The organism is Thalassospira sp. MIT1004 (genome assembly GCF_001858545.1).
GTDB lineage: Bacteria > Pseudomonadota > Alphaproteobacteria > Rhodospirillales > Thalassospiraceae > Thalassospira > Thalassospira xiamenensis.
Genome location: NZ_MCAO01000043.1, coordinates 117,287 through 143,879 on the forward strand (window position 1 = coordinate 117,287; position 26,593 = coordinate 143,879).

At 57.8% G+C, this 26,593-nt stretch carries 4 protein-coding genes; 3 read left to right on the forward strand and 1 reads right to left on the reverse strand.

Annotation, left to right across the window (positions count from 1 at the left end; translation table 11 throughout):
• Positions 1-292 precede the first annotated feature (292 nt).
• From BC440_RS16580 to BC440_RS16590, 3 genes are read left to right on the forward strand one after another with little or no spacing between them, the layout of a single operon-like run.
• Complete coding sequence (locus BC440_RS16580) at positions 293-6,700, forward strand: non-ribosomal peptide synthetase/type I polyketide synthase (protein WP_175484500.1); 6,408 nt, start codon at positions 293-295, stop codon at positions 6,698-6,700.
• Positions 6,700-22,257, forward strand: a complete 15,558-nt coding sequence (locus BC440_RS16585) for a non-ribosomal peptide synthetase (protein ID WP_071240629.1) — start codon at positions 6,700-6,702, stop codon at positions 22,255-22,257. The genes BC440_RS16580 and BC440_RS16585 overlap by 1 nt, the downstream gene beginning before the upstream one ends.
• On the forward strand, positions 22,257-25,778 hold the full coding sequence (locus BC440_RS16590) for an alpha/beta fold hydrolase (RefSeq protein ID WP_071240630.1): 3,522 nt from the start codon (positions 22,257-22,259) through the stop codon (positions 25,776-25,778). Before BC440_RS16585 ends, BC440_RS16590 begins: the two co-directional genes overlap by 1 nt.
• Here BC440_RS16590 and BC440_RS16595 read toward each other — a convergent pair.
• Positions 25,775-26,548, reverse strand: a complete 774-nt coding sequence (locus BC440_RS16595) for a hypothetical protein (RefSeq protein ID WP_071240631.1) — start codon at positions 26,546-26,548, stop codon at positions 25,775-25,777. The genes BC440_RS16590 and BC440_RS16595 overlap by 4 nt on opposite strands.
• Positions 26,549-26,593: the final 45 nt, after the last annotated feature.

The window sequence follows — 26,593 nt, forward strand, 5'->3', positions numbered from 1 at the left end:
CGATAAGAGTGCAACACTATACGAACGGCCGTGATCATCTGCAAAATCAGGTAAAAAGCGAGAAACAACAAGCTGTTCAGGCACCTTAACTGATGACCTTTGATTGTATTTTCACGGACTTAACTTACAATTCTTCGCTACGACCACTTGCATTCAGGGCGCGTTCCCGGGCATATTCTTTCGGATATGGTTGGGGATGAGCCATGTGGTCGGGGTCACACAAAAAGCCTGTTGAACAGGATTTCAAAAACCGCTTGCTGCATGGCGCAATCAACGTTTGAAAGGTCAGACGTTGCAGAAGCGCACAAACACGTTTGCGCCGGGGACAGAACGGCAGGGAAAACCGCTTACAACGCCGCAGTCGAGCATATGGCTTGACTGGGCCGAGGGCGACGATTGCGCAAATTACAATATTTGCAGCGTCATCCGGTTTGAGGGCGATCTTGATATTGCAACCCTTTACAAGGCCATTGTCCAAACCGATCAGGAAAATGACGCCCTGCGTCTGCGCTTTGCATCAGAAGGCGGCAAGCCGTTTCAGACCTTTGCCGATGACTGCCGCGAAACCGATTTCAGCGTCATCGATCTAAGTTTTACCGATGATCCGGTTCTGATCGCCAATAACGAAGTCGAAGAAATCCGCCGACGGCCACTTGACCCGGAAAACGGATATCATTGCCGCCATCGCCTGTTGCAACTGGGCACGGGACGTTACTGGTGGGTTCGGGTCTATCATCATCTGATCTGTGACGGATATGCCGGGCATTTGATGGCGCAACGCGCGGCGGAAATTTACAGCGCACTTAAAACCGGTACTACCGTCCCCGAAAGCACATTCGGGTCCTATGGCGACTTTATCACTGCTGACGCGACCTATCCCGAAACGCCGGCCTATCAACGTGACCTTGCCTATTGGCAGGAACGCCTGCAAAACGATCACGCGATCACGCGGTTTTCATCCGACAAACCATCCGGAAAACTGGTTCAGGCCCGGCTGGAACAGACGCTGGATGCGCACAACCTTTCCAGACTGATCCACACGGCCAAAGCCTGTGGCACATCGCCCACCGCGATTGTCATGGCCACCTATTTCATCCTGCTGGGTCAGGTCACCCATATCAAACATCCAAGCGTCACAATGCCGCTTCTGAACCGGATGGGACGGACTGAACGCCAGACACCAGGTGCCTTTTCCTATATCGTACCCTTCGATGCCGATTTGGGTGAACACACACGTTTTTCGGAACTGGCCCGCGATATCTTTGCCCGGGCACGTCGCGATGTCCGTCATATGCGCCTTGGCGCGCCGCGCATGCGTGCAGCACGTCTGGGTGCCCGGGGTCTTTCGGGCGGCGGTGCCTTTTTCAACAGTCTGGACGGCGCAGAACCCTTATCCTTTGCCGGGCTGGATACACGCCGGGTCAATATCTATAACGGGCCAGTCACTGATCTTGGCCTGATCTATATGATGCAGGCCATAAGCCCAGACCGGCAGGAAGCCGAAATCATCTGGCAATATGACACCGCTTGCCACGACGTTAAATCCGTTACGCGCATCGCCGAACGTTTCCGTTATTTCCTGTCCCGCGCACTGGACGACCCGGAACAGGATATCGCGGCCATCGCCGCACCGCCGATGAACGAGCTTGCCATTATCCGCACGCTTGAAACCGGCCCGACATTCACAAGGTCGGCTCCGGGACGGCTCATTCCCGAACGCATCGATCATGCCATTGCATCACGCCCCGGCGATGTCGCCCTGATCACCGAAGATGATCACGAAGTCACGTTTGCAACGCTGGGCCATATGGCCAATGCCGTCGCCCACCACCTGAAACAATGCGGCATTGCACCGGGCGATTTTGTCGGGATGAACATTTCCCCCAGTGCGCAGCAGACGGCCGCTGTGATCGGTATTCTGAAATACGGGGCAACCTGTGTGCAGCTTGATCCGTTGCAGCCCGTCGCGCGCAATGCGTCGATGACCCGCCATCTTGATTGCCGTCTGGTTCTGAGTGACAGCACCGACACATGGCGCAAAATCGGCGACACCTCCATCACGATAAACGATATCAATGCCGTAACCGGCATTGACGGCAGCATCACCTTTGACAATATCCATGCCGATATTTGTGGCGACGATATTGCCTTTGTCTTCCATACATCGGGTTCGACCGGGCAGCCAAAACCGGTTCCCGTTCATCACCAATCCCTTGCCGATAAAATCGACGTCGCCATTGCGCAATTCGGTATCGGATCACATGAAAACGGCAACCCTGAAATAATGGGTCTTTTCCCGTCGCTCGGATTTGATCCGTGGATGCTGCAATTCTGCATCGGGCTGATCCGTGGCCATCGCATGTGGCTGATGACCCACGCGATACTCAGTGACGGGCATAAATTCTGGAACGGTGTGGCACGACATCATGTCACCCACATCATGTCGGTCCCGTCATTTTATGAAAGCGTGATTGATGCCGTTCCGGCAGATGGTGCTTTCAAATTGCGCCGTCTGATCACGGGCGGCGAAATCATGCAGCCAACACTCGTCCGCAGGCTTTATTCCGCGTTCGAAACCGTCGATATCTGGAACTGTTATGGCCCGACCGAGGCGACAATTCATGCCGCCGTGTATCTGATACCAAGGGACACCCAAACCAAAAGCATCCCGCTCGGCCGCGTCGACAAGGGTAGCTTTGTCCGGATACTTGACGAAAACGGAAAACGGGTACCACTTGGCGTCCCGGGCGAGATTTACCTTGGCGGCGCAGGACTTAACCGCGGCTATATCAATATGCCTGACGTGACGGAGGAAAAATTCGTCACGGATCCGACGGGCGAGACCGATGAAACCTTTTATCGCACTGGCGATCTGGTTTCCTTGGGCGAAGACGGGTTGCTTTATTTTCACGGGCGCACGGACGAACAGGTCAAAATTCGCGGGCAACGCATCGAAATCGGGGAAATAGAATACCAGCTTTCGCGCGTGTCCGACGTCGGACGGGCTGCGGTATTGCATGTCAAAACCAATCATGGCGGCGAACTGATCGGTTATCTTCTATCCAACGCAAGCCTGTCAAAACGCCCGGACGCAGCAACCGTGCGCGCAGAACTGGCGCGCCACCTGTCCGATGCGGCCGTTCCGACCCGCATTGAATGGGTGGAAACGCTACCCCTCTTGCCGTCGGGCAAAATCGACCGCAAGGCACTTGCCGAATTCGCCCAAAACCCGGATGGCAAACAGCCTGTTGCGTCCAAAGCATCGCCCCCTGCATCCAGCAAACCCGATCAGGCGCGCATCCATCAACTGGCCGGTAAAATTGCCAGGATCTGGATGGAGCTGATCGAAACAGACGAAATTGAATTTGACACCAACCTGTTTGAAGCTGGCGCCCATTCATTGCTGGTACCGCGCGCCCAGTTTGCCCTGTCAAAACTCGCCGGGCGCAACATTGCATCAGTGGAAATATTCCAGCACCCGACCATCAATTCCTTCGCACGTCACCTTTGTGCGGGTGATCAACATGCCCCCGAAACCGCACAAGCCGAACCGGTAAAGCCCCAACGCAATGTGTCTGAAAATCACGACATTGCGATTATTGGCATGGCGATGCGCCTGCCCGGCGCGAATGACCGCGACACCTTCTGGTCGATGCTTGAAAACGGTATCGATCAGATAAAGGACGTCGATATTTCCCGCCTGCGCGCAATGGGCGGCGATCCGTCGGCGCTCGAAGACGCCGATTTCGTCGCACGCCACGGTATTCTTGACGATCTCGATATGTTCGATCCCGCACCGTTTGCCATGACCGCGGGCGAAACCATCGAAACCGATCCGCAACAACGCCTGCTGCTTGAAGTCGCCCTTAGCGCTCTGGAAGACGGGTCTTGCGATCCGGCGCGTGACGGCCCGGTCGGTGCCTATGTCGGCGTCGGTTTCCCGACCTATCTGGTCGACAGCCTGCGTGATCGCCTGCGCGACCGCCCCGATGCGATCCGGTATGGCATGACACTCGGCAATGACAAGGATTTTGCTGCAACACGGCTTGCCTACAAGCTGAACCTGACTGGCCCCGCCATCGCATCCTCGACCGCCTGTTCGACCGGGCTTGTCAATCTTGCCCTGGCAGTCAATGCGTTGCGATCCGGTCAATGCCGCGTCGCCCTTGCCGGTGGGGCGGCCCTTGGGCTTAGCCCGGCTGGCGGATATTATTTCACGCAGGGCGGCATCGGATCACGAAGCGGCGTTTGCCGTCCGTTTGACAGCAAGGCAGACGGCGTTGTCGGCGGCAGCGGTGCGGCCATTATTCTTCTGAAACGTCTTGATGATGCCATTGCCGACAAGGACACCATCCATGCGGTGATCAAGGGTGTCGGCATCAACAATGACGGTTCAGCAAAGGCCGCCTTTACCGCGCCTTCTGTCGATGGTCAGGCAAAGGCCATTCAAACGGCCCTTGACGATGCCCAAATCAATCCATCCACCATCTGCTTTGTCGAAGGCCACGGAACCGCAACAGCCCTTGGCGACCCGATAGAGATCGCCGCACTGAACAAGGTTTATGCAAAAGCCGATACAACGCCAACGCATCCAAAGTGGCTTGGCTCGGTCAAGGGCAATATTGGCCATCTGGACAGTGCCGCCGGAATGGCCGGGCTGATCAAGGCCGTATTGGCAATCCGCCATCGGGTATTTCCGCCGACCTGCCATTTCAATCAACCGAATGAAAACCTTGGTCTGGATCAGGGACCATTTCAAATAAACAACACTGCTCAACCATTATCGAATAATGATGATGAACCGCTGCGCGCGGGCATCAGCAGCTTCGGGGTTGGCGGCACCAACGCGCATATCATCATCGAAGAAGCCCCCCGTTTCGATGAACCGGCATCACGCCAGACACAAAACGATATTCCCCGTATCCTGCCCTTCTCGGCGGCAAGCGAACCCGCCTTGCAAAAACTTCTGGAAAACACCGCAAGCTGGCTTGACCGCAACGGATCAGACATTGCGATATCCGATGTCGCAAACAGCCTGTCACGGCGTCACGCCTATCGTTTCAGGGCCGCCATCGTTGCCACGAACATCAAGGCTGCGATTTCAGCCCTGACCCATCCGAAATCGACCGCCCGCCATCAGGCCGTTGCCCAACGCAATATCCCTTCCATCGCCTTCCTGTTCCCCGGTCAGGGATCGCAACGACCGGGCATGGCCAAAGGCCTTTATGAAGTGGATCAAACATCGGCAAAGATCATCCGCGATGCCTGCAAGCATGTGGCACAGACGGGCGGCCCCGATGATCTTTTTGAATTACTGACTGTTCCCGATGAAAGCGCGGCAACATCAAGCCGCATGGCACGCACCGAAATCGCCCAGCCCGCCTTGTTCATTTATGAATATGCGCTGGCAAACTGGCTGATCGAAAACGGCATTTTGCCCGCAGCACTGGCCGGGCACAGCATTGGCGAATATGTCGCGGCCTGCATTAGCGGGGTCATGTCCTTTGAAGATGCGCTTCGCCTTGTGGTGATGCGCGGTCGCCTGATGGGGCAGACCGAACCGGGATCAATGTTTGCCCTGTCCATGACCGAGGCCGAAGTCGGTGATCTTCTGTCGGCATTTGGCCCCGATCTGTCGATGGCTGCAATCAACGGCCCGCGTCAATGCGTGGTGGCGGGCAGCACCGAATGCATTGATGCGCTTGAAGAACACATCAAATCACAGGGTAAATCCGGGCGTCGGCTTGTGGTCTCGCATGCCTTCCATTCACGGATGATGGAACCGGTTCTGAATGAATTCCGCCATGTCGTCGCCAAAATCCGGTTAAACGCGCCAACCCTTCCGATCCAGTCCAACCTGACTGGCAACTGGCTCCCCCCCGAAGACGCCACCAATCCCGATTACTGGGTTCAACATCTGCGCAATGCGGTGCGCTTTGCCGATAACATCAAGGGACTTCTGGCCGAAATGCCCGAAACGATCATGGTCGAATGCGGCTTTGGCAACACGGCAAGCCGCCTTGCCATTGTCAATGGCACAGCGACCGGCAACAGCATTGCCCTGCAACCTGCCCCCGGCCCCGATGACGCCCGAAGAACGGATGTCGCGATCACCGGATCAACCGCACTGGCCGGTGCGATTGCCCGGCTTTGGGTCATGGGAACATCGCCCGATTGGGACAGGGTGAACCAAACCAGTGATGCCCATCGCATTCCGTTGCCGACCTACGCCTTTGACCGGCGCCGCTTCTGGCCGGAGAAGGCAACCACCGTGAACGCCGATCCCAAATCTATCGCCGTTGCCGCTGCCCCAGTGGAGGCCACATTGCCCCCGGCACAAAACCCGGCACAAAATACGTCCGATTCCCAAACTGAAACACACGCGCAATCCACCATTCTTGCCGTCTGGCGCGATATGTTTGGCGATCCGGCAATCGGCCCCGATGATGATTTCTTTGAACTTGGCGGGGACTCCTTATTCGCCGTGCGGATCGCAACACGGCTTTCCGAAGTCCTGACTGCCGAAATTCCCGCCGCCGTAATGTTCGAAGGCCGCACTGTTTCAGGTGTTGCCAACCTGCTTGCATCCTTTGAGACAAACAGCCCGCCGACCAATGCCCGATCCGCGCCAACAGCAACGGCAACAGCAAAACCGGCCACAACAGCCCCCCGCCCGTCACGTGAACAGGGAGTTCTGTGATGAATACCGATCAGCTGTCACGCCGCACACAAACCGCGCGCAACCTGCTCGACGAACTCCGTCAGCGTGACATTGTGCTAAGCCTGCATGCCAACGGGCACGATCTTTGTTTTGATGCACCGACCGGTGCATTTGATGATGCCCTGAAATCCGAAACCCGTGACCTGAAGGCCGAAATCCTCAGCTTGCTGCGTGAACCTTCCGATGCCGAAAGTCATGACACCAAAGCAGGTCCGATCCTCAAATCCTTCCCGGCCCATCCCGCCATCGAAGGCCAATGGATTGCAAGACGTGACCAACCGGCAAGTGCCAATTACCATATCGTTACAGGCATCACCCTTCCCAAAGGAACCGGTTTCAATGCGGTCCGCGATGCGATTGCCGCCATCGTCAAACGCCATGATGCCCTCCGGTCCACCTTTGTCGAACAGGACGGGCAGCTGATCCAGCGCGTGCATGCCGATATGCCGGTCACTGTGCGCAAAATCGACACCACCCGAGAAATCCGCCATGATATTTTTGATCTCGCAACGGGTCCTCTGGCCCGGTTTGGCTATATCGAACATGACGACGGAAAAGCCCCGCAACTGGCCATGGCAATCGATCATCTGTGCTTTGATGGCCAATCGATCATGTTGCTGCAAAAAGAGCTTCTTGCCATCCTTGCCGGAAACACGCCCGGAAACGTCCCTGATATCGAAAAACTTGTGCGCAATGCACATCACAATCTGGATCGGGAACGCGGCGAAATCGCGCGAAAATTCTGGTCGGCCCGAACCGATAAACTGTTATCTGCCGGTCTGCCTGACGACCCGGCAGCAGAACGGAATGGCGGCGGCAAACGCCTTCTGATCAAACTGACCGGCAAAGACGCCGAGGCTTTCGCAAAGCTTGCCAGTCATATCCGCAAAACGACCCAGACCACCCTCTGGGCCGCCCTGACCATCGCTGTGATCGCGCGGCACAAGGAAAACGCCACAGCCGTCATCGGGCTGCCTTTTGCCGGTCGCAGGGACAAGGAAACCATGCAGTCGATGGGCTGCTTTGTGAATGTCCTGCCCGTCGCGATCAAACCGGATATGGCAGATAATCTTGATGCCCTGACCAGACAGGTCGGGCACGAAGTTCTTTCCATGCTTGACGTGCAGGATTACCCCCTGTCGCGCCTGATGCATGATCTGACACAGGCGGCACAGGGCCCGACCGGCCTGCCATTCGATGCCGTCCATGTGATGGAATCCAGCGACAGCCCCTTCGTGATCGAAGATCTCGACTTCGGGGCGGGCAAATTCCCCCTGATGGTCGGCATGATGAAAAACGGCCCGGAAACATCTCTGGCTGTCGAATATCAAAGCCACGTCTTTGGCGACGCATGGGTCGAACATTTTGCCAAACGTTTCCTGACCTTCGCCCACGCGCTTGCTAAAAACCCGGAAATGCCGCTCGGCCTTGTTGATCTGCTTCCCGAAGACGAACGCGATCACCTGACCATCACGCTGAACGATACCGCATCGGATTACCCGCGGGACTGCGGCCTTGGCGAATTGCTCGCCCGGCAGGTCACAAACCCGGCCAACGCGAATAAAATTGCCCTGCAGGATCACAACCGAAAAATCACCTATCGCACGTTGGGGCAACACGTTTCCGCCGTTTCTGCCGGTCTTGATGCCCTTGATGTTGCCCCCGGGTCGATTGTCGCCCTTGCCGCTGATCGCTCCCTTGATGCGATTATCACCCTTCTTGGCATCGCATGGCATGGTGCGGCCTATCTGCCGATTGACAAATCTCTGCCCGGCGATGCCATTGCCGCCCTGATGGCAGAATGCGGTGCCAGTATTTTGCTGTGTGACAACGCCGAATTTGAACGCCTGTCGGGGCTGTCTGATCGCGTTCGTATTGCGCAAATGCCCGACGCCAACGCAACATCGGATGCGACCTTTGCCAAACGATCTGGCAATGATCTGGCCTATGTCATGTTCACGTCCGGCTCGACAGGTGCGCCAAAGGGTGTACTGATCCCCAACCGGGCTGTTGCACGACTGGTTGTGAACAATCGGGCGCTTGCGTTTGATGACAGTGATGTCATGGCACAGGCCGCATCGCTTGGCTTTGATGCCGCAACCCTTGAAATCTGGGCGCCGCTTTTGAATGGCGGCAAACTGGTTCTGATCAATAACGAAACCCTGTTTGATCCAGCCGCCCTTCGTAATGCCCTGAAGGATGGCGGCGTCACCACCATGTGGCTGACCGCAAGCCTGTTTAACCGTATCGCCGATGACGCGCCGGACTGCTTTGCCCCACTCAAAAGACTGCTTTCCGGGGGCGAGGCGCTAAGCCCACCCCATCTGCAAAAAGTCATGGCCGCCTGCCCGGACCTTACCCTGATCAACGGCTATGGCCCGACGGAAAACACGACCTTTACCTGTATCCATCCGATCACGCCACAGGACGTAAATTCGGCAACCATCCCGATTGGCCGGCCGATTGGCAATACGCGCACCTATATTCTTGATACTGGCGGGCAACCGGTTCCGACTGGGGTCTGGGGTGAACTTTACGCCGCGGGCGACGGGCTGGCGCTGGGATATTCCGGCGCGCCCGAACGCACCGCCAAGGCATTCGTCACGTTCGATCATTTACCCGAAACCCGCCTTTACAAAACCGGCGACCACGCGCGTTGGCACTCAGATGGTGTGATTGAATTTGGCGGCCGCGGTGACGGGCAGGTCAAAATTCGCGGACACCGGATTGAAACCGCCGCCATTGAAAAACGACTGAGCCAGATTGACGGCATCCGCAATGCCTGCGTGATGCCGGTTGGCGTCGGTGCCGATGCCTTCCTTGGTGCGGCCGTCGCCGCCGATCAGGATAACAGCAATGTCTGGATGCAGATCCTTGGCCGCAATCTGCCCGATTACATGATCCCCGAACGGTTTGTGGTGCTGGATCATCTGCCGGTCAATGTGAATGGCAAGGTAGATCGCAAACAGCTTCTTGGTGCCCTGGCCAATACGGCACCGCTTGCTCCCCAAACCGGCAACCCCGCCACCGACAACGAACTGGAACAGATCGTTGCCGAACAATTCAGGGCCCTGTTTGGCAACAGGGACATTACCGCATCGTCGGATTTCTTTGCATTGGGCGGGCACAGCCTTGTCGCCATGCGCCTTGCCGGATTGCTCGAAAAATCCACCGGCGTCCGCCCGAAACTTCAGGATATCTTTGTCGCCCGAACAGTCGGCGGGATCGCAACCCTGCTTGCCAACCATAAACAGAATGGCAAACAATTCCTGATTCCAAAGGCAGATGGCCCGAAATTCCCGCTTTCAAGCGGACAGGCCCGCCTTTGGGTTCTGCAACGCATGCAGCCCGACATGGCGGTCTATTCCGTCCCGGCCGCGTTTGAAATCAATGGCCCGATTGATGCCGATGCATTGCAGACCGCCCTTCATAAACTTGAAGAACGGCAACATGCGCTGCGCCTGCGTTTCAAATCCGATCCCCATCATCCTGATGGCGTCAGCCAGTATCTGGCACCGGTCGGTTCATTGAAACTTGGTCGCCATCAAATGGACGAAGGTCCCGCCCGCCTGTTCATCGCACGCGAAACCGTCCGTCCGTTCGACCTTGAAAACAAACCATTGGCACGGGCCGATCTGATCACACTTGCCCCCGACCGTCACTGGATGCTGGTTTCCCTGCATCATGCGATTTGTGATGGCTGGTCGATGCCGACATTACTACGCGATCTTGCCGCCCTTTATGCCGCCGAAACCGGCGGCCCCGCCGCGCCCTTGCCGGAGCTCGACCGGCATTACGAGGATTTTGCAAGCTGGCAACATGGCTATTTAAGCTCGACCGACGGCAAGGATCTATTGGCCCGCTGGAAAGAACGGCTGTTGCCCCTGCCTGAACCGCTTGCTCTGCCAACGGATCGCCGCCGGCCTAAGGCACGGCGTTTTGCGGGCGATTTCCATGAAATTGCCTTTGGCGAGGACACCGCGCACCTGATTAATGACGCGGCGGATCGGCATGGCACAACCGCCTTTTCCATTCTGACCGCTTTGGTACAAATCCTGATGTACCGCCAATGCGGGCAGACCGACATCCCGCTTGGCATGCTGGTGGCGGGCCGTGAACAGACCGCCCTTGATGATGTGGTCGGCTTCTTTGTCAACACCGTTGTCCTGCGTCAGAGTGTCGATCCGAACGCCGGATTTGACGATCATCTAGCCCAAACCGGCAAAACCATCATCGATGCCCTGTCCGATCAGGCCGCCCCGTTCGAGGATGTTGTCGCCGCCGTCAATACACCACGCGATCCTGCACGCAATCCGCTGTTTGATGTTCTGGTCGCTTGGCAGGATAGCATCCCTAACCTTGGCAAACTCGGCGATGCCGAACTCTCGCTGCTGAAAACCGAATTCCCGTTCTCGAAATTCGATCTTGCCTTCTATTTCAGCAAACAGAACGACGCCCTGCTTTGCCAGATCGAATTTGATACCGACCTGTTTGACAAATCCACCATTCAGGCGATTTTCAACCGGCTTGAAATCCTTGCTGCTGCGGCCCTGTCCACGTCATCAAGCGCCAAGATCGCCGAATTGCCGATCTTGCCGGCCGACGAACGCACCCGGATCGATCAATTCAATGCCACCGATCTTGACCTTGCGATTGAACGCAGCATTTCCGAACCGTTCCTTGATCAGGTCCGCGCCACACCAACCGCACCGGCGGTTATCGGAACATCTGCAACGCTAAGTTATGAACAATTCGCCCGTCGTGCGTCCGGGATTGCCGCAAAACTGCGTGCGGCATCGGTTGGTCCGGGTGATGTCATCGGCGTTGCCGTGCGTCGTTCGGTCGATATGCTGGCCGCCATTCACGGGATTCTTCTATGCGGTGCGGCATATAGCCCCCTTGACCCCGATCACCCCGAACAGCGCCGCACGGATATGCTTGATGATCTTGGTTATCCGCGCGTCATCACCACCGCCGATCTGGCCGATCTGTTTGACGCCGATAAAGTCCTGATCATTGATGGCACCGAAAATGCCGATATCCCTGATGCAATCAACGTACCCGATGACCTTGCCTATGTGCTGTTCACCTCCGGCTCGACCGGTCGCCCAAAGGGTGTCGAAATCGCCCATCGGGGTGTTCTGAACCGCATCCTCTGGATGCAGGACGCCTTCCCGATTGGCCCCGATGACGTGATTTTGCAAAAAACCCCGATCACATTCGATGTGTCGGTCTGGGAACTGTTCTGGTGGTCATGGACGGGCGCGCGCGTTGTTCTGCCCGATCCGGGTGTTGAACGCGATCCGCAACAGCTGGCTCAGGCCATTCGCGATCATAGCGTCACCACCATGCATTTCGTGCCTTCGATGCTGGCAAGTTTCCTGTTCTCGGTCGAACACGGGCTGGTCGATATCGAACATCTTGGCAGCCTCAAACGCGTTTTCGCCAGTGGCGAGGCGCTCGACCCGGTACTGGTGAAACGCTTTAACGATCTGCTGTTTGATCGCTTCGGGACCGAACTGCATAACCTTTACGGCCCGACCGAGGCGACGGTGGATGTCACCTGGCATGCCTGCTCGCCGCTTGAAAATCCCGATATCGTTCCGATTGGCAAACCGATTGCCAACACCTCCATTCGCATCCTTGATGACAGGCTTGGCGACATGCCGATTGGCACTGCGGGTGAAATCGTGCTGGGTGGGCCGCAAATCGCGCGCGGTTATCGCAACCGCCCGGAACTGACCGCTGAAAAATTCCCCGACGATCCCCACAATCCGGGCCATAAACTGTATCGCACCGGCGATCTGGGGCGTTTCCTTGCCGATGGATCGGTCGAATATCTTGGCCGGATCGATCATCAGGTCAAAATTCGCGGCTTCCGTATCGAATGCGGCGAAGTCGAAACCACGATTGAAAGCCACGATCTGGTTGAACGCGCCCTGGTCAAGGCTGTGCGGGTTGGCGACCTTGATGAATTGCATGCCTTTGTCTTGGGCGATGGCGACCTGACCATTGGTGTCCTGCGCGATCATCTGCGCACCCGCCTGCCCGAATATATGATCCCGGCGCGTTTCTTTGCCCTTGATCATCTCCCGCTTACCAGCAGCGGCAAGATCGACCGAAAGACCCTTTCGGGCACACCGATGGCCGGTTCACCCAAAACCGCCCGCCGGAAATCAAAACCGGCTATCGCGGCAAAGCCCGACGCCGAAAATCATGATCTGGCAAATCTGGAACGCGTTCTGCAACGATTTTGGCAGGAAATCCTGCCCGGTGTGATGGCGGATCGCGAAGACGGTTTCTTTGATGTCGGCGGCAATTCGCTTTTGCTGCTGCGTCTGCATGAAAAAATCAATGCCCGCTGGCCCGGCAAGGTCAGCATCGCCGATCTGTTCGCCAGTGCCACCATCGCCCGCCAAGCTGAACTTCTGGCCGGGCTGGATCTGGCAACAGACGATCTTGCGTCGGCGCAGGGTGCCCGGCTTGCCACCGACGAACCGATTGCGGTGATCGGTATCGGACTTCAGCTTGCCGGGGCGGACGATATCGAAACATTCTGGGCCGATGTTGCGCGCGGGGCGGATCGCGTCCGTCCGCTTCCGCCCGAACGCGATCATGAAACCCGCGACATGATGGCCGCCATTGGCCGTTCGGTTCCGGCCCGCTTCCGCGAAGCCGCCTATCTTGACCGCATCTTTGATTTCGATCCGGGCCGTTTCCGCATGGCACCCGCCGATGCTGCCCTGATTGACCCGGAACAACGCCTGTTTATCGAAACCGCCCTGATGGCGATGGAAAATGCCGGCTACGGCGGGCAGGCCCTGCGCGGTAAAAAGGTCGGGATTTTTGCCGGTGGCGGGGCAAACCCGGCATGGCGCGTTGCCATGGAGCATGTCGCACGTGACAAGGCCGAACAGGTCTTTGCCCTTAACGTGCCGTCAAACATGGTCACACGCCTGTCCTTCCTAAAGGACTGGCACGGCCCGGCAAGTATCGTCGATACCGCCTGCTCGTCATCGCTGGTCGCGGTTCATCAGGCCTGCCAGAATTTGCGCAGCGGCACATGCACCATCGCCCTTGCCGGTGGCGTAAAACTGATCCCCTGCCCGCCCGATGCGGACGGCGGCTTTACGATTGATTCTTCCACCGCCCGCACCCGCGCCTTTGACGACGGCGCCGATGGTACCGGCATGGGCGAAGGCAGCGTTGTCTTTGTCCTCAAACCGCTTGGCAACGCCATCGCCGATGGTGATCCCGTCCATGCCATCATCCGCGGCAGTGCCGTCAATCAGGATGGCGCCTCAAGCGGCGCGGCCGCCCCCAACCCGGCCATGCAGGCAGATGTCATCCGGCAGGCCGCGCAAACGGCGGACATCGAACTGGGTTCCATATCCTATATCGAAGCCCACGGCACCGGCACCTCGCTTGGCGATCCGATTGAAATCGATGGCCTGACCCGTGCCTTTGCCGGAAGCACGGATGAACATGGCTTTGCCCTGATCGGCTCGGCCAAGGGGAATTACGGCCATCTTGATGGGGCGGCGGGTGCGCTTGGTCTTGCGCGCGCCATCATGGCACTCCGCTTTGATCAGGCCCCGCCACAACCCTTCTTTGAAACCCCCAACAGCCGGATTGATTTCGCCCGGGCCCCGGTGCGCCCGACCAATCGCCTTGAACCCTTGGCAGATCGCGGTGCGCCCAAACGCGCCGGTGTCAGTTCCTTCGGGCTAAGCGGCATCAATGCCCATGTGATCCTTGAAGCCGCCCCGAAACGCAGCGCAAATCCACAGGATGAAACCGCGCAAAACGGGACCTTCATCCTTGCGCTGTCTGCTGCCAACGAGGCGGCATTAACCGACTATGCCGCCAAACTGCATCGCGACATCGCCAGGGACACCACCCTTGATGTCCGTGACATCTGCCACACGCTTGCCACCGGGCGCGATCAGCTAAAGCATCGCTTCGCCGTTGCGGTGTCGGATCGCGACAGCATTCTTACCGCTCTTGCCGGGTTGATCGCCGGTGAAACGGCAAATTGCGCGGCCCCCAAACCTGCCACTGGGGCATCATCGGTTTCTGCGGTTTCGACCAATCCTGCCGATGCAACCGCCAACGCTCGTGAATGGCTGGCCGGTGCGAACCTGATCTGGCCCGACGACATGCGCGCGCGCCGCGTGTCCCTTCCCCATGCACCTTTTGCGAAAATCGTTTGCAAACCGGTCTTTGGCGACACCCGGGCCCCTGATACCGCCATCATGACCGGCCCGGTCGAAACCGAAAGGGGCCGCTGCTTTGCCATTCCGGTCGCCGCCCCGTCCTTCTGGCCGACAAATGAACATCACCTGAACGGACAACCGACACTGGTCGGCATGGCGGTTCCCGCCATGATCGCAACAGCGGCCCGAAACGGGACAGGCGACCAAACCGTTCATATTTCCGACCTTAAATGGCAAAAGGCCCTTCTTCCCAATGCCCTGCCCGATGGTACGGCAACGCTGCTGCTTGGAAATGACGGGCATGTCGAACTGGGTGGCCGTCTGAAAAACGGCAAATGGTCGGTCTTTGCCACCGCGCGCTGGGCCAATGACGCGCCGGAAAAGAACCGGACAGACAATTCGCTGTCACTTGATCATGTGCGGGCAAAATGCACCTTGCAGGCCCATGTTCTGCCCCATGCCCCCCAGATCGGCCCGATTTCGATCAGCGACCGCTGGGATTGCCGGATGTCCATGCATTACAGCGCGGACGAAACCACGGCGATCACGCATCTGAAACTGAAACCGCAATATCATGCCGACCTGCGCGACTGGATCATTCATCCGGCCATGGCCGATATTGCATGCAGCATGATTCTGACGACCGAGGATAATGGCTCTCTCCCCGTCGGCATTGACGAAATCACGCTGCACGCCCCGTTTAGCGGCGATATCATTGTCTGTGCCGAACGTCGTCATCCGGGCCAGGCCGACTTCACCTTCTTTGATGCCGACAGCCACAAACTGCTTCTGACCATACGCGGTATTCGTTTCTCGGGGGATGTTAACGGCAAAGCCGCATCCGCCATGCCGGAACTGCTCGAAATTGACTGGTTGCCGGGCACGGTTGAAATGCAACCGGTCCCCGAAAACACCATCATGATTGCCGATGGCGATTTCTGGCCGATCCCGCCCGCCTGTCAACGCGTCCATCCAGATATGCTCGGCAAGGATATGCTGGCAAAGGCACAAAACGTCATTCTGGCGTTGCAGCCGGGCGAAGACATCGCCCTTCGCACCGCCCGATGCCTGCGCGATATCCTGCGCTCGATGCGCGGACGGATGCGGCTTGTCGTTGCCGGAAGCGGTGCCTATCAGATCGACCGCGATACCATTCCGGCCTCCCCGGATCAAAGTGCCGCTGCCGGTGTTGCCATCGCGGTGGCCGCCGAAGAACCGCGTCTTGCCCTTTCCTTTACTGATATCTCACCGGCTGATTTCATCGCGCATATCGGTGGTGAACTGGCAGCCGATCCTGGCCGCGATCCGGTTTCGGTTTATCGCAATCAGGTCCGTTATCGCCGCAAACTGCGCCCGATTTCAGGGCACGATAACCTGCCGCAACCCAACTGGCCCGATCATGGCGTCTGTGTCGTGACCGGCGGCACCGGCGGCTTTGCCATGGCCCTTGCCGATGAAATGGCTTTGGGCGGCAAAATCACGCTTGCCCTTCTTGCCCGTCGCGGTGAAGACGGTCTTGATGCCATTGCGCAGTCTAAACTGGCCGACCTGCGCGCCAAGGGTATTAAAGTATCAATCCACACCTGCGACGTTGCCGATAAAAACGCCCTGTCCGATACCCTTGCCACGATCCGAAATAGTCTTGGCCCGATCACCGCCATCGCGCACGCCGCCGGGCTTGCTGATGGCGGATTCCTTGCCGTGCGCGACATGGATGCGTTCGACGCCATCATGGCCGCCAAGATCAAGGGGGCCCGTCATCTTGACGCCCTGACCCTTAACGACCCTGTGCAGGCCTTTGTCATGTTCGGCAGCCTGACGGCCATCGTCGGTGTACCCGGTCAGGCCGCCTATAGTGCGGCCAACGCCTTCCTTGACGGTTTTGCCCGTTACCGCAGATCGCAGGGCCGCCCGGCACTGACCATCGACTGGTGTGCCCTTGCCGATCAGGGCATGGCGGCGCGCCACAATGTACCGCTTCAGGACGGGGCCGCCATCACCCCGCAACAGGCCCCGATCTTCTGGCGCGATGCCATGTGCAGCACCGCTGCACAGCTTGTCGTGCTTGATCCGGCCCTTGCCGGTGAAACAGCTGCACAACCGGAAAAACCCGTGACCACACCGGCATCTGTATCCGTCACGGCAACGGATATCTCGCAAAAGATCGCGGCCATCTGGGCCGAAACACTCGGCTATGATGCCATCGCACCGGATGATGATTTCTTTGCCCTTGGCGGCGATTCCATTACCGGCATGCAGATCGTTGATCGCATGAATGCCGAACTGAAACTGTCGCTGGCGATTTCGGACCTGTTTGCCGCACCGACGGTATCCGATCTGACGGCCCAATTCGCCCCGTCACCGGCGGGCGATGTCAACATACCTGAAATATCCGATCATCGTGACGCGATATCGGACGAAAAGGCCACTCCTGCGGAAAAAATTGCAAAAATCTGGGCCGAAATCCTTGGTTATGACACCATCGACCCGGACGAGGATTTCTATGCCCTGGGCGGCGATTCCATCACCGGCATGCAGATCGTTGATCGTATGAATGCCGAACTTGCCTGCAATATCGGTCTTGCCGATCTGTTTGAAACCCCGGCGATCACCGCCCTGGCCGCAAAAATATCGCCATCCGTTGAAACGGCGGAACTTCCCCAGTCATCGGCAAATCCCCCAGCCGAAGAAACATCTCTGCCATCGGCATCAAAACCCGTAAAGGCAGCAACAGAAACCGGGATCGAAACCGATCCGCGCCGCGCGCCTGAAATGGAATTATATCCGCTGGCCCCCGAACAGGTTTCCGTGCTGCATGCCGAACATAGCGGCAATATGGGTACGGCCTTCAACCTGCCGCATGCCTTCATGCTTGATGACAGTATCGATCTTGATCGCCTGCGCGATGCCATCTCCCGCCTGACGGAACGCCACGAAATCCTACGCACCCGGTTGATTGCCGATGGCGATGACTGGGCGATGAAAATTCTGCCACTTCATGACGCCCTGCCCGATCTGACGCCAATTGAACTTGATGCTTCGCTATCGCTTGAAGATGTCGGCGCGGACCTTGTCATGCCGTTCGATCTGGCAACGGAAATCCCCGCGCGCTGGCGTCTGATCTGCGCTGCCAACGGTCAAAAGGCACTGTTCTTTGATATCCATCACACGGTTTGCGATGGCTTTACCATTGAAATGCTGCTGGGGGATTTGCTGGCTCTTTATCGTGGGCAGGTCTTGGCCCCACTCCCTTATCAGCTTCGCGATTACGCGTATTGGAGCCAGCAACCCGAAAGCCTCAAGCGGCTTGAAACGGCACGTGATTACTGGCTTTCCCTCTATCAAGGGCCGCTTCCGAAACTGGATCTGCCGTCTGATCGCAGACGCCCGGCTTTCCACAGTTTCAGGGGCGAAATCGTCGCGTTTGATATTAATCCGGCCTTGCTGAAATCGGCACGGAAATTCGCATCAGATCAACGCGTCACCATGTTCTCGCTCATGATGGCGACGTGGTTTGCCGTGCTTGGCAGGATCACCGCAACCGACGATCTGGTGATCAGCGTCCCGGTCAACCAGCGCGACGGGACGGGTTTCCGCAACGTGCCGGGCATGATGGTATCGCTTTTGCCGCTCCGCATGCAGATTGCTAATGATGAAACCTTCGCATCCCTACTGCACAAGGTGCAAAACCACCATATCGATGCGCTACGCCACCGGGCCTATTTCCTTGATCTGCTGCTCGATGATCTCTCGCCACCTGCCACCCCCGAACGCACCCTGCTGTCCGAAATATCCCTGTCTTACATGAACTATGCGCAGGGCGATTACGGACCAGATGATCAGGCCAAAGCCATGCTCCCCATCGGCCTTGGCCGGCAGCAATGCAAAAACGACCTGGCGATCTTTGTCCGTGATCTGCCCGAACGAATGTCCATCTCGTTTGACTATTATGCCGATATGTTCGATCAGGCGCGCATGATCGAACTCGGTCACATCTTCACAAAAACCCTGCAAAAACTGGTTACGACGGAAACTACCGCGAAAACCATACCGATTGCCGATCTTGATCTTCTGCCCGATGATCAGAAAACAAATATCGAAATCTGGGAACAGGGTCCGCAACCGGAAACCAGCCTTGATGCGGACACGAATGCCGGGATCTTTGCGATATTCGCCAATCAGGCCTCTGTCACCCCCGATGCCCCTGCCATCCGCGATAGCAACAGCACATGGACCTTTGGGGAACTGCATGCCGATGCGCGCGCCATTGCCCACTGCCTGCGAACCGCCGGGGTCAAACCGGGCGATCTGGTTGCGATGCATATTGAACGCGGTCGTCCGGCCATTGCGGCAATTCTTGGGATTGCCGCCATCGGCGCGGGATATGTCCCGCTTGATCCGGCCTATCCGGCGGCGCGCAATCACTTCATCCTGTCAGACAGCCGCGCCAAACTGGTTCTGGTCGATGACATCGGATATGACGCGCTTGATGCCCTGTCCGAAACCGGCGGTCCATCCCCGCAACGGATCAATATCGCGGGCATTGCCCCGGCACCGGGGGACTTCACCCTGCCCGAATTGACCAACCCGGACAGTTTGCCTGCCTATATCATGTATACCTCGGGCTCGACCGGAACGCCCAAGGGGGTTCTGATCGAACAGGGGGCCGTGCGTCGGCTGGCATTTGGGGCGGATTACGCCAAAATCGTCGCTGGTGATGTGGTGGCACAGGCGGGGCCGCTGGCATTTGATGCCTCGACCTTTGAAATCTGGGCCACCTTGCTGCGTGGGGCGGAAATCGCCGTAATTGACCGGAATGACCTGCTTGATCCGGCCAAATTCGGCGATGCTCTGTCGCAATTTGATGTCACGAAAATGTTCATGAGTGTCGGCCTGTTCAATCGTCAGGTCGATCATGATCCCCGCACCCTTGCCTGTCTTGAAATACTGATGGTCGGCGGGGACGCGATCAGCAAACAGCATGTCCGCACCTTCATCGCCGCCTGCCCGCACGTCACGGTTCTGAACTGTTATGGCCCGACCGAAAGCACGACCTTCGCCGTTGTCGGCCCGATCGCCGAAAATGATCTGTCGGGCGATACCGACGCCACCATCATCGGCAAACCGATCCCCTTCACCAAAACCCTGATCCTTGACCAGAACGGTCAACGCGCGCCCGTCGGCGTCTGGGGCGAATTGATGATTGGCGGGTCACGGCTGGCGCGCGAATACTGGCAACGTCCCGACCTGACCCGCGAACGGTTCATCGCTGATCCTGATCAACCTGGCGAACGGCTCTATCGCACAGGCGACCTTGCCCGCTGGACCCGCGATGGTCGGATCGAATTTGGCGGCCGCCATGACAATCAGATCAAATTGCGCGGTTTCCGCATCGAACTGGATGAAATCGAACAGCAGCTTCAATCCGCACCCGGCATCAAAAATGCCGTTGCCCTGTTTGATGCCACCGCCCCTGACGGTGGGGCAATCATCGGCTGTATTCAGACGGCACAGGGGCAGGATATCGATTTCCCTGCCCTGATGACGTGGCTTGGCACACATCTGCCCGGCTACATGATCCCGGCGAAATGGCATATCGTCGATACCATCCCGATCACCGCCAATGGCAAGGTGGATCGCAAGACATTGCTCGAAACGGTGCGCACGCAATCAAGTGCGCTGGCCCTTGATAACGGCACAGATACCCCGCCCGCCACCCCGGCCGAGGAACTGGTTGCCGATATCTTTACCGAGGTTTTCGCAAGCCCCATCCGTAACCGGCACGCAAGCTTCACCCAGCTTGGCGGTCACAGCCTGATGGCAATCCGGATCGTGAACCGCATTGCGGACCGGACCGGCAAACGCATCAGCATGGCCGACTTCTTTGCCGATCCGACGGTTGCGGGGCTGGCCCGCCATATCGAAAATGCCACCCTCGATATCGCCGCCACCGGCAATGGCCAAATCCCGCGCGCACCGGCAATGGAACATTACCCGGCCAGCCACGCGCAAAAACGGCTTTATCTGCTCTCAAAGATGGACGGCAACAGCGGTGCCTATGGCATGCTTTATGTCTTCCGCTGCACCGGTGATTTGCGGGCCGATATCCTGCAATCCGCCCTGACCCGTCTGGTGGACCGTCATGAAACATTGCGCACGGGCTTTGCCGAACAGGACGGCACGATCACGCAGAAAATCCACGCCACCACGCCGCCTGCCGTCGCGTTTGATGATCTTTCCGGTCATGGCGATCCGGCCCGCGAAGCCCTTCGCCTGACACGGCTTGAAGCCGCAACACCGGTCATCCTTGACCAGCCGCCCCTGATCCGCGGGCGTGTGATCAAGGTGGCGGCAAATGAATGCCTGATGATCCTGATGACCCATCATATTGTCGGCGATGGCTGGTCTTCGCGCATCCTGATCAATGAACTTGGCGCGCTTTATGACGCCGTTGTCCATGAACGGAACGCTGCCCTGCCGCAACTTCCGATCACGTATAAGGATTTCGCCCATTGGCAATCCAAACAGAACTGGGCCGATGCCGCCGATTACTGGCGTCAACAGCTTGCCAACGCGCCGGAACAGATCAATCTGCCAACGGATCGCCCTGTACCGGAAAAACAATCCTTCCGCGGCGCGCATGTGCATCTTGCCCTGCCCGATGATGTTTTATCGGGCCTGCATCGGCTTGCCAGCCTGAACAAAACAACCCTGTCATCGGTGGGCCTGTCGCTGTTTTCCGCCATGCTCTATCGCCTGACGCGCCAAACCGATATGGTCATCGGCATGGGGGTTGCCGGGCGCGAACGCATGGAAACCGAAGGCCTGATCGGCTTCTTCGTCAATGTCCTGCCGATCCGCATGCAGCTTGACGACGACACCGATCTTGGCGATCTGATCCGTACCACCCATATCAATATTGCCAATGCGCTGGACCGGCAGGATTTCCCGTTTGATGAACTGGTTCGCGCGGTTGCGCCAAAACGCAAATCCAACCGCCAGCCATTGGTCAATGTGGTGTTCGAATATCAGCGCTTCGAAGCCGTAAGCAACTTGGCACAAACCGACGGGACACAATCCGGCCTGCCGATGCTTGCCCCCGATGCCGACGGCATCCTGCCATCCAACATGGATGCCTTTGTCGATAACACGACGGCCAAACATGACATCATTCTGTTCCTGACCGAAGAAGCCGGTCAGGCACGCTTCACCCTTGAATATGATACCGATCTGTTCGATGCGGAAACCATGCAGCGCTGGTTGGCCTTCCTTGGCAAATTCGCTGCTGCCGCCGCACAAAATGCCCAAAGGGACGCATAATGAAAATCGCCGATTTCGATTTCGAAACCCTCGATACACCACCCGGGGCAGACAACCAACCCGATCACCAGCCATTGGCAACAACCGGCAGCATCACCGATCGGTTTGCGAAGATTGCCGCAGCTCATCCGCATCGCATCGCAACCCGCGATGAAACCGGCGAAATCAGCTATGCCGGACTGGACCGCCAAAGCAATCGTATCGCGCATTTCATTGCCGGACTTAACCTGCCCGTCGGCTCGCTTGTCGGTGTGATGACCGGGCGCAACCGCCATTACATCGCAGCAACCCTTGGCGTCCTGAAGGCAGGCCTCGCCTTTGTGCCGCTTGATCCGAATGTGCCGCTGATCCGCCGCACCACACTGGTCCGCAATGCAGCGCTACCGCTGATCATATCCGAAGGCGCTCATATCGGCGATCTGCACCAGTTGCAGTGGCGCTGCAAAACCGTCACCGATATTCTATGCCTTGACCATGACGATATCGATACCCTGACGGAAAATCACGGCTCCCTGATGTCGGTCGAACTGTGGGATCATCTGGCGGGTGACGATGCCGACAACATTCTGGCTGGTGGCTGGAAAAGTGCATTTACCGGTCAACCGATTGCGCAAAGTGCGATGGATGCCTTTGGCGCAAATGCGCGGAACAAGGTCGCCGGTCTAGTATCGCGCGATGCCCGTGTGCTTGAAATCGGTTGTGCGTCCGGCTTCACCATGAAACACGTTGCTCCCGTGGTCGGCACCTATGTCGCGACCGATCTGTCGCGCCGCAACGTCGAACGGACCGAGGCCCTGGCGATCAATCTTGGCATGACCCATGTCATCGGTCGGCAGCTTGGCGCACATGATATCGATGTTTATGAACCGGGCTCGTTCGACCTGATCATCATGAACAGCGTCATCGAAAACTTCCCCGGCTACGGTTATCTGCGAACCGTCCTGGCAAAGGCAAAAACCCTGCTCGCCCCCGGCGGGGCCATTTATCTTGGCAATGTCTGGGATGCGGATCGCCGCGATGATTACCTTGCCGATCTGGCGCAGTTTGCCCGTGACACGGCGGGCAAAGGCTACAACACCCGTCTCGATTTCCTCGAAGACCTGTTTGTTCCACAATGCTTCCTTGAAGACTGGGCACGCGAACAGGGCGGCTTTGCCGCCAAACGATCCGCAATCGATGCGGACGGGTTCGACCCGGCCCCCTACACATTCGATTTCGTCCTGACAACGGATGCGGCCCAACAGCCCGCCCCGTCGCAAAAACGACGCCACGATCTGGCCGTCCTGAATGCCGCAAGTGATGCGCACACCGCAACAGACACCAGTGCAAACGATCTTGCCTATGTCCTGTTCACCAGCGGCACCACCGGCACGCCAAAAGGTGTTCAGATCGAACATGGCTCGGTTGTAAACCTGGCCCAGTCGGTTCTTGATACGCAGTTAAAACAGATCGGTGCCGATGATCCGGACCGCGTCCTGAACCTGACCTGTATCGCGCCTTTTGCCTTTGACGGCTCCATCGTTCAGATTTTCGCCGCCATCCTGAACGGGCACTGCCTGAATATCACCGGATCGGCTACGCGAAGCGACCCCGAAGCCCTGCATAACCTGATGGTTGCCAACGCCATTGATCAGCTTGACGCAACGCCAAGCCTGTTTTCCCTGCTGCTCGACTACTGGGAAGAAAACAGGCTTTCCTGCCCTGCAAGGATGGTGGTTCTGGGCGGCGAAGCCGTATCCACCCGAATGGTCGAACGTTTCTTTGCCCTGCCCGGCCAGACCGACCGCAAACTGGTCAATGCCTATGGCCCGACAGAATGCTGCGTTTCATCGGCGCAATATGTGATGACCGCGCACAACCATAAACAGATTCTGCCGCCCCCCATCGGCAAGGCCATTCAGGGCGTTCATATTGAAATCTGCGACGATATGGGCCGTCCGTTACCCGATGGGGTTCCGGGCGAAATCTGCATTGGCGGTGCCGGTGTCGCGCGCGGCTATCTGAACGACCCGGCCCTGACCGCACAGAAATTTGTCACCGATCCCAACGGCAAACGGTTCTATCGCAGCGGCGACATGGGTCGACGGCGCAGTGACGGCGAAATCATTTTCCTTGGCCGTGAAGACGGTCAGATCAAGGTCCGCGGCAACCGCATCGAACTGGGCGAAGTCGAACATGCCCTGCTCGCCCATCCCCATATCCGCCGTGCGGCCGTGGTTGCCCATGACCGCCACCAGAACGGCAATGTTGTCCTGGTCGCCTATGTCGTCACCGATGACGATGCCCATGCCGATTTCGATGTCGCGGCATGCCGGGCAAAACTTGAACAGGCCCTACCGAACTATATGGTGCCCAACCACCTGATCACGATGGATGACCTGCCGCTGACCGTAAATGGCAAGATCGATCTTTCACGCCTTCCCATCCCCGAAAATACCGATCATGCCACAAGCACCACCGCAAAGCCGCTTGGCAGCGACCATGAACGCACCGTTGCTCGCCTGATGGGCGAAGTCCTTGATTGCACTGTCGATGACGCCACCGCCGATTTCTTTGAACTCGGCGGTCACAGCGTCCTTGCGGTTCAGTTCCTGTCAAAAATCAACAAGGTTACCAACGTCAAAATCCCGCTCGGCGATCTGTTTACCTGTGCCTCGGTCGAAAAACTCGCCGCGCGCATTTCCGAACGCGAAAACGAAAGTGACGCCAAAAGCCCGATTGTCACCGTCAATGCATCGGGCACCAAACCACCGATGATCTGCTTCCATCCGGTCGGCGGCAATGTGCTGTGCTATCAAAACCTTGCCCGTGAATTCGGCCCCGATCAGCCACTTTACATGGTCGAAGCCCAAGGCCTCGAAGAAGGCCAGAATTTGCAGCCAACGGTCGAGGAAATGGTGGCCGCCTACATGCCCGCCATCCGCGAAACCGTTCCCAACGGCCAGATTCATGTCATCGGATGGAGCTTCGGCGGATTGCTGGCGTTTGAGGCCGCCTTCCGCATGCAGCAGGCCGGCATTGATGTACGCAATATCATCCTGCTCGATGCGATTGCCGTGCCCGATGCGGTCCGCGCCATCCTACGCAAGGGCGAGGCAGAATATCTTGCCGATATCTTTGCCGAGCTCGGCCTTGTCACGGTTGACGAATTGCGTCCGTTAACGCCTGAGGAACGCATCGACCTGTTGCTCGAACGCGGCAAGAATTGCGATCTTCTGCCCGACGAGGCAGATCGCGGCACCATGCGCCGCCTGCTGGCCGTGTTCCAGAATAACGCACTCGCCGCCGTCCATTATGTCCCGCCAAAAATTGACGGAATTGATGTCCTGCTGCTGCGTCCGACAACCGGAACCCGCGCCGCACCCAGCATCGAAGGCGATCAATATAGCGGCTGGCAAAAGGTCGCGGGCGACAATCTGACCCTTGAATGGGTCAGCGGCACCCACGGATCGATGATGTTCGATCCCCATGTGATCGAAGTCGCCGAACGCATCCGCCTTCATATTGAAAAAAAGCTCTAACCCCAGAGCCGGCCTGAGAGCAGGCTTGCCGGATCGAACCCCGTTTGATCCGGCAATGTCAGGCCTAGCCACCCCTGCGCACCGGGCCAGATGAGTGTGCGATACTGGCCGAAATTGGCATACCGCACCTCAAAACAGGCCCCCTTGCGATCAATCGATGACGGCGCGTAAAGTTCAAGCGGCGTCATCATCCCCGTGGTAATGGTCTTGGCCAGGCTTTCGCGCGCCACCCAAAGCAGGCAGGCCGCCCCGTGGTCGTCAAGATCATGGGCGCGGATCATGTTCCGCACGTCGGGGGCGATCCCGTCAAGAATTGCAGGCACATCCGTGATCGTCGGCAGATCGACATCAATGCCCAACGGATGGGCACGATGAAAAACAACGGCAACCGCAAACCGATCCGAATGCGACAGCGAAACCGACATGCCCTGCAAATCATCCCCGCCGCCAACAATGATCGGCTGATCAAACACCCCCGATCCGATTTCAATCGATTGCGGATCAATCCCCGGAAAATACGCGCTCAACGCCGCCTTCGCCGCCAACCGTCCATGAATAAAACTTTTCCGGCGGCGGTCATGCCGGAACCCCGCCAATCGGGTCTTTTCGGCGTCGTTCAACTGGCTTTCTGCCAGTGCGGTGCACCTGGCATCGTCAAGCCCCTCCAGATCAATAACCGCCAACACCGCGCGCAGGATATCGGACGGTGCAAATGTTCCCGTACCTTTCGGGCGCTGGAACATAAGGCGATGGGTTGTGATCGGGGACATCCGGGTGGCCTTTTATGCATCATCAACAACAGACAAAAAAGAATG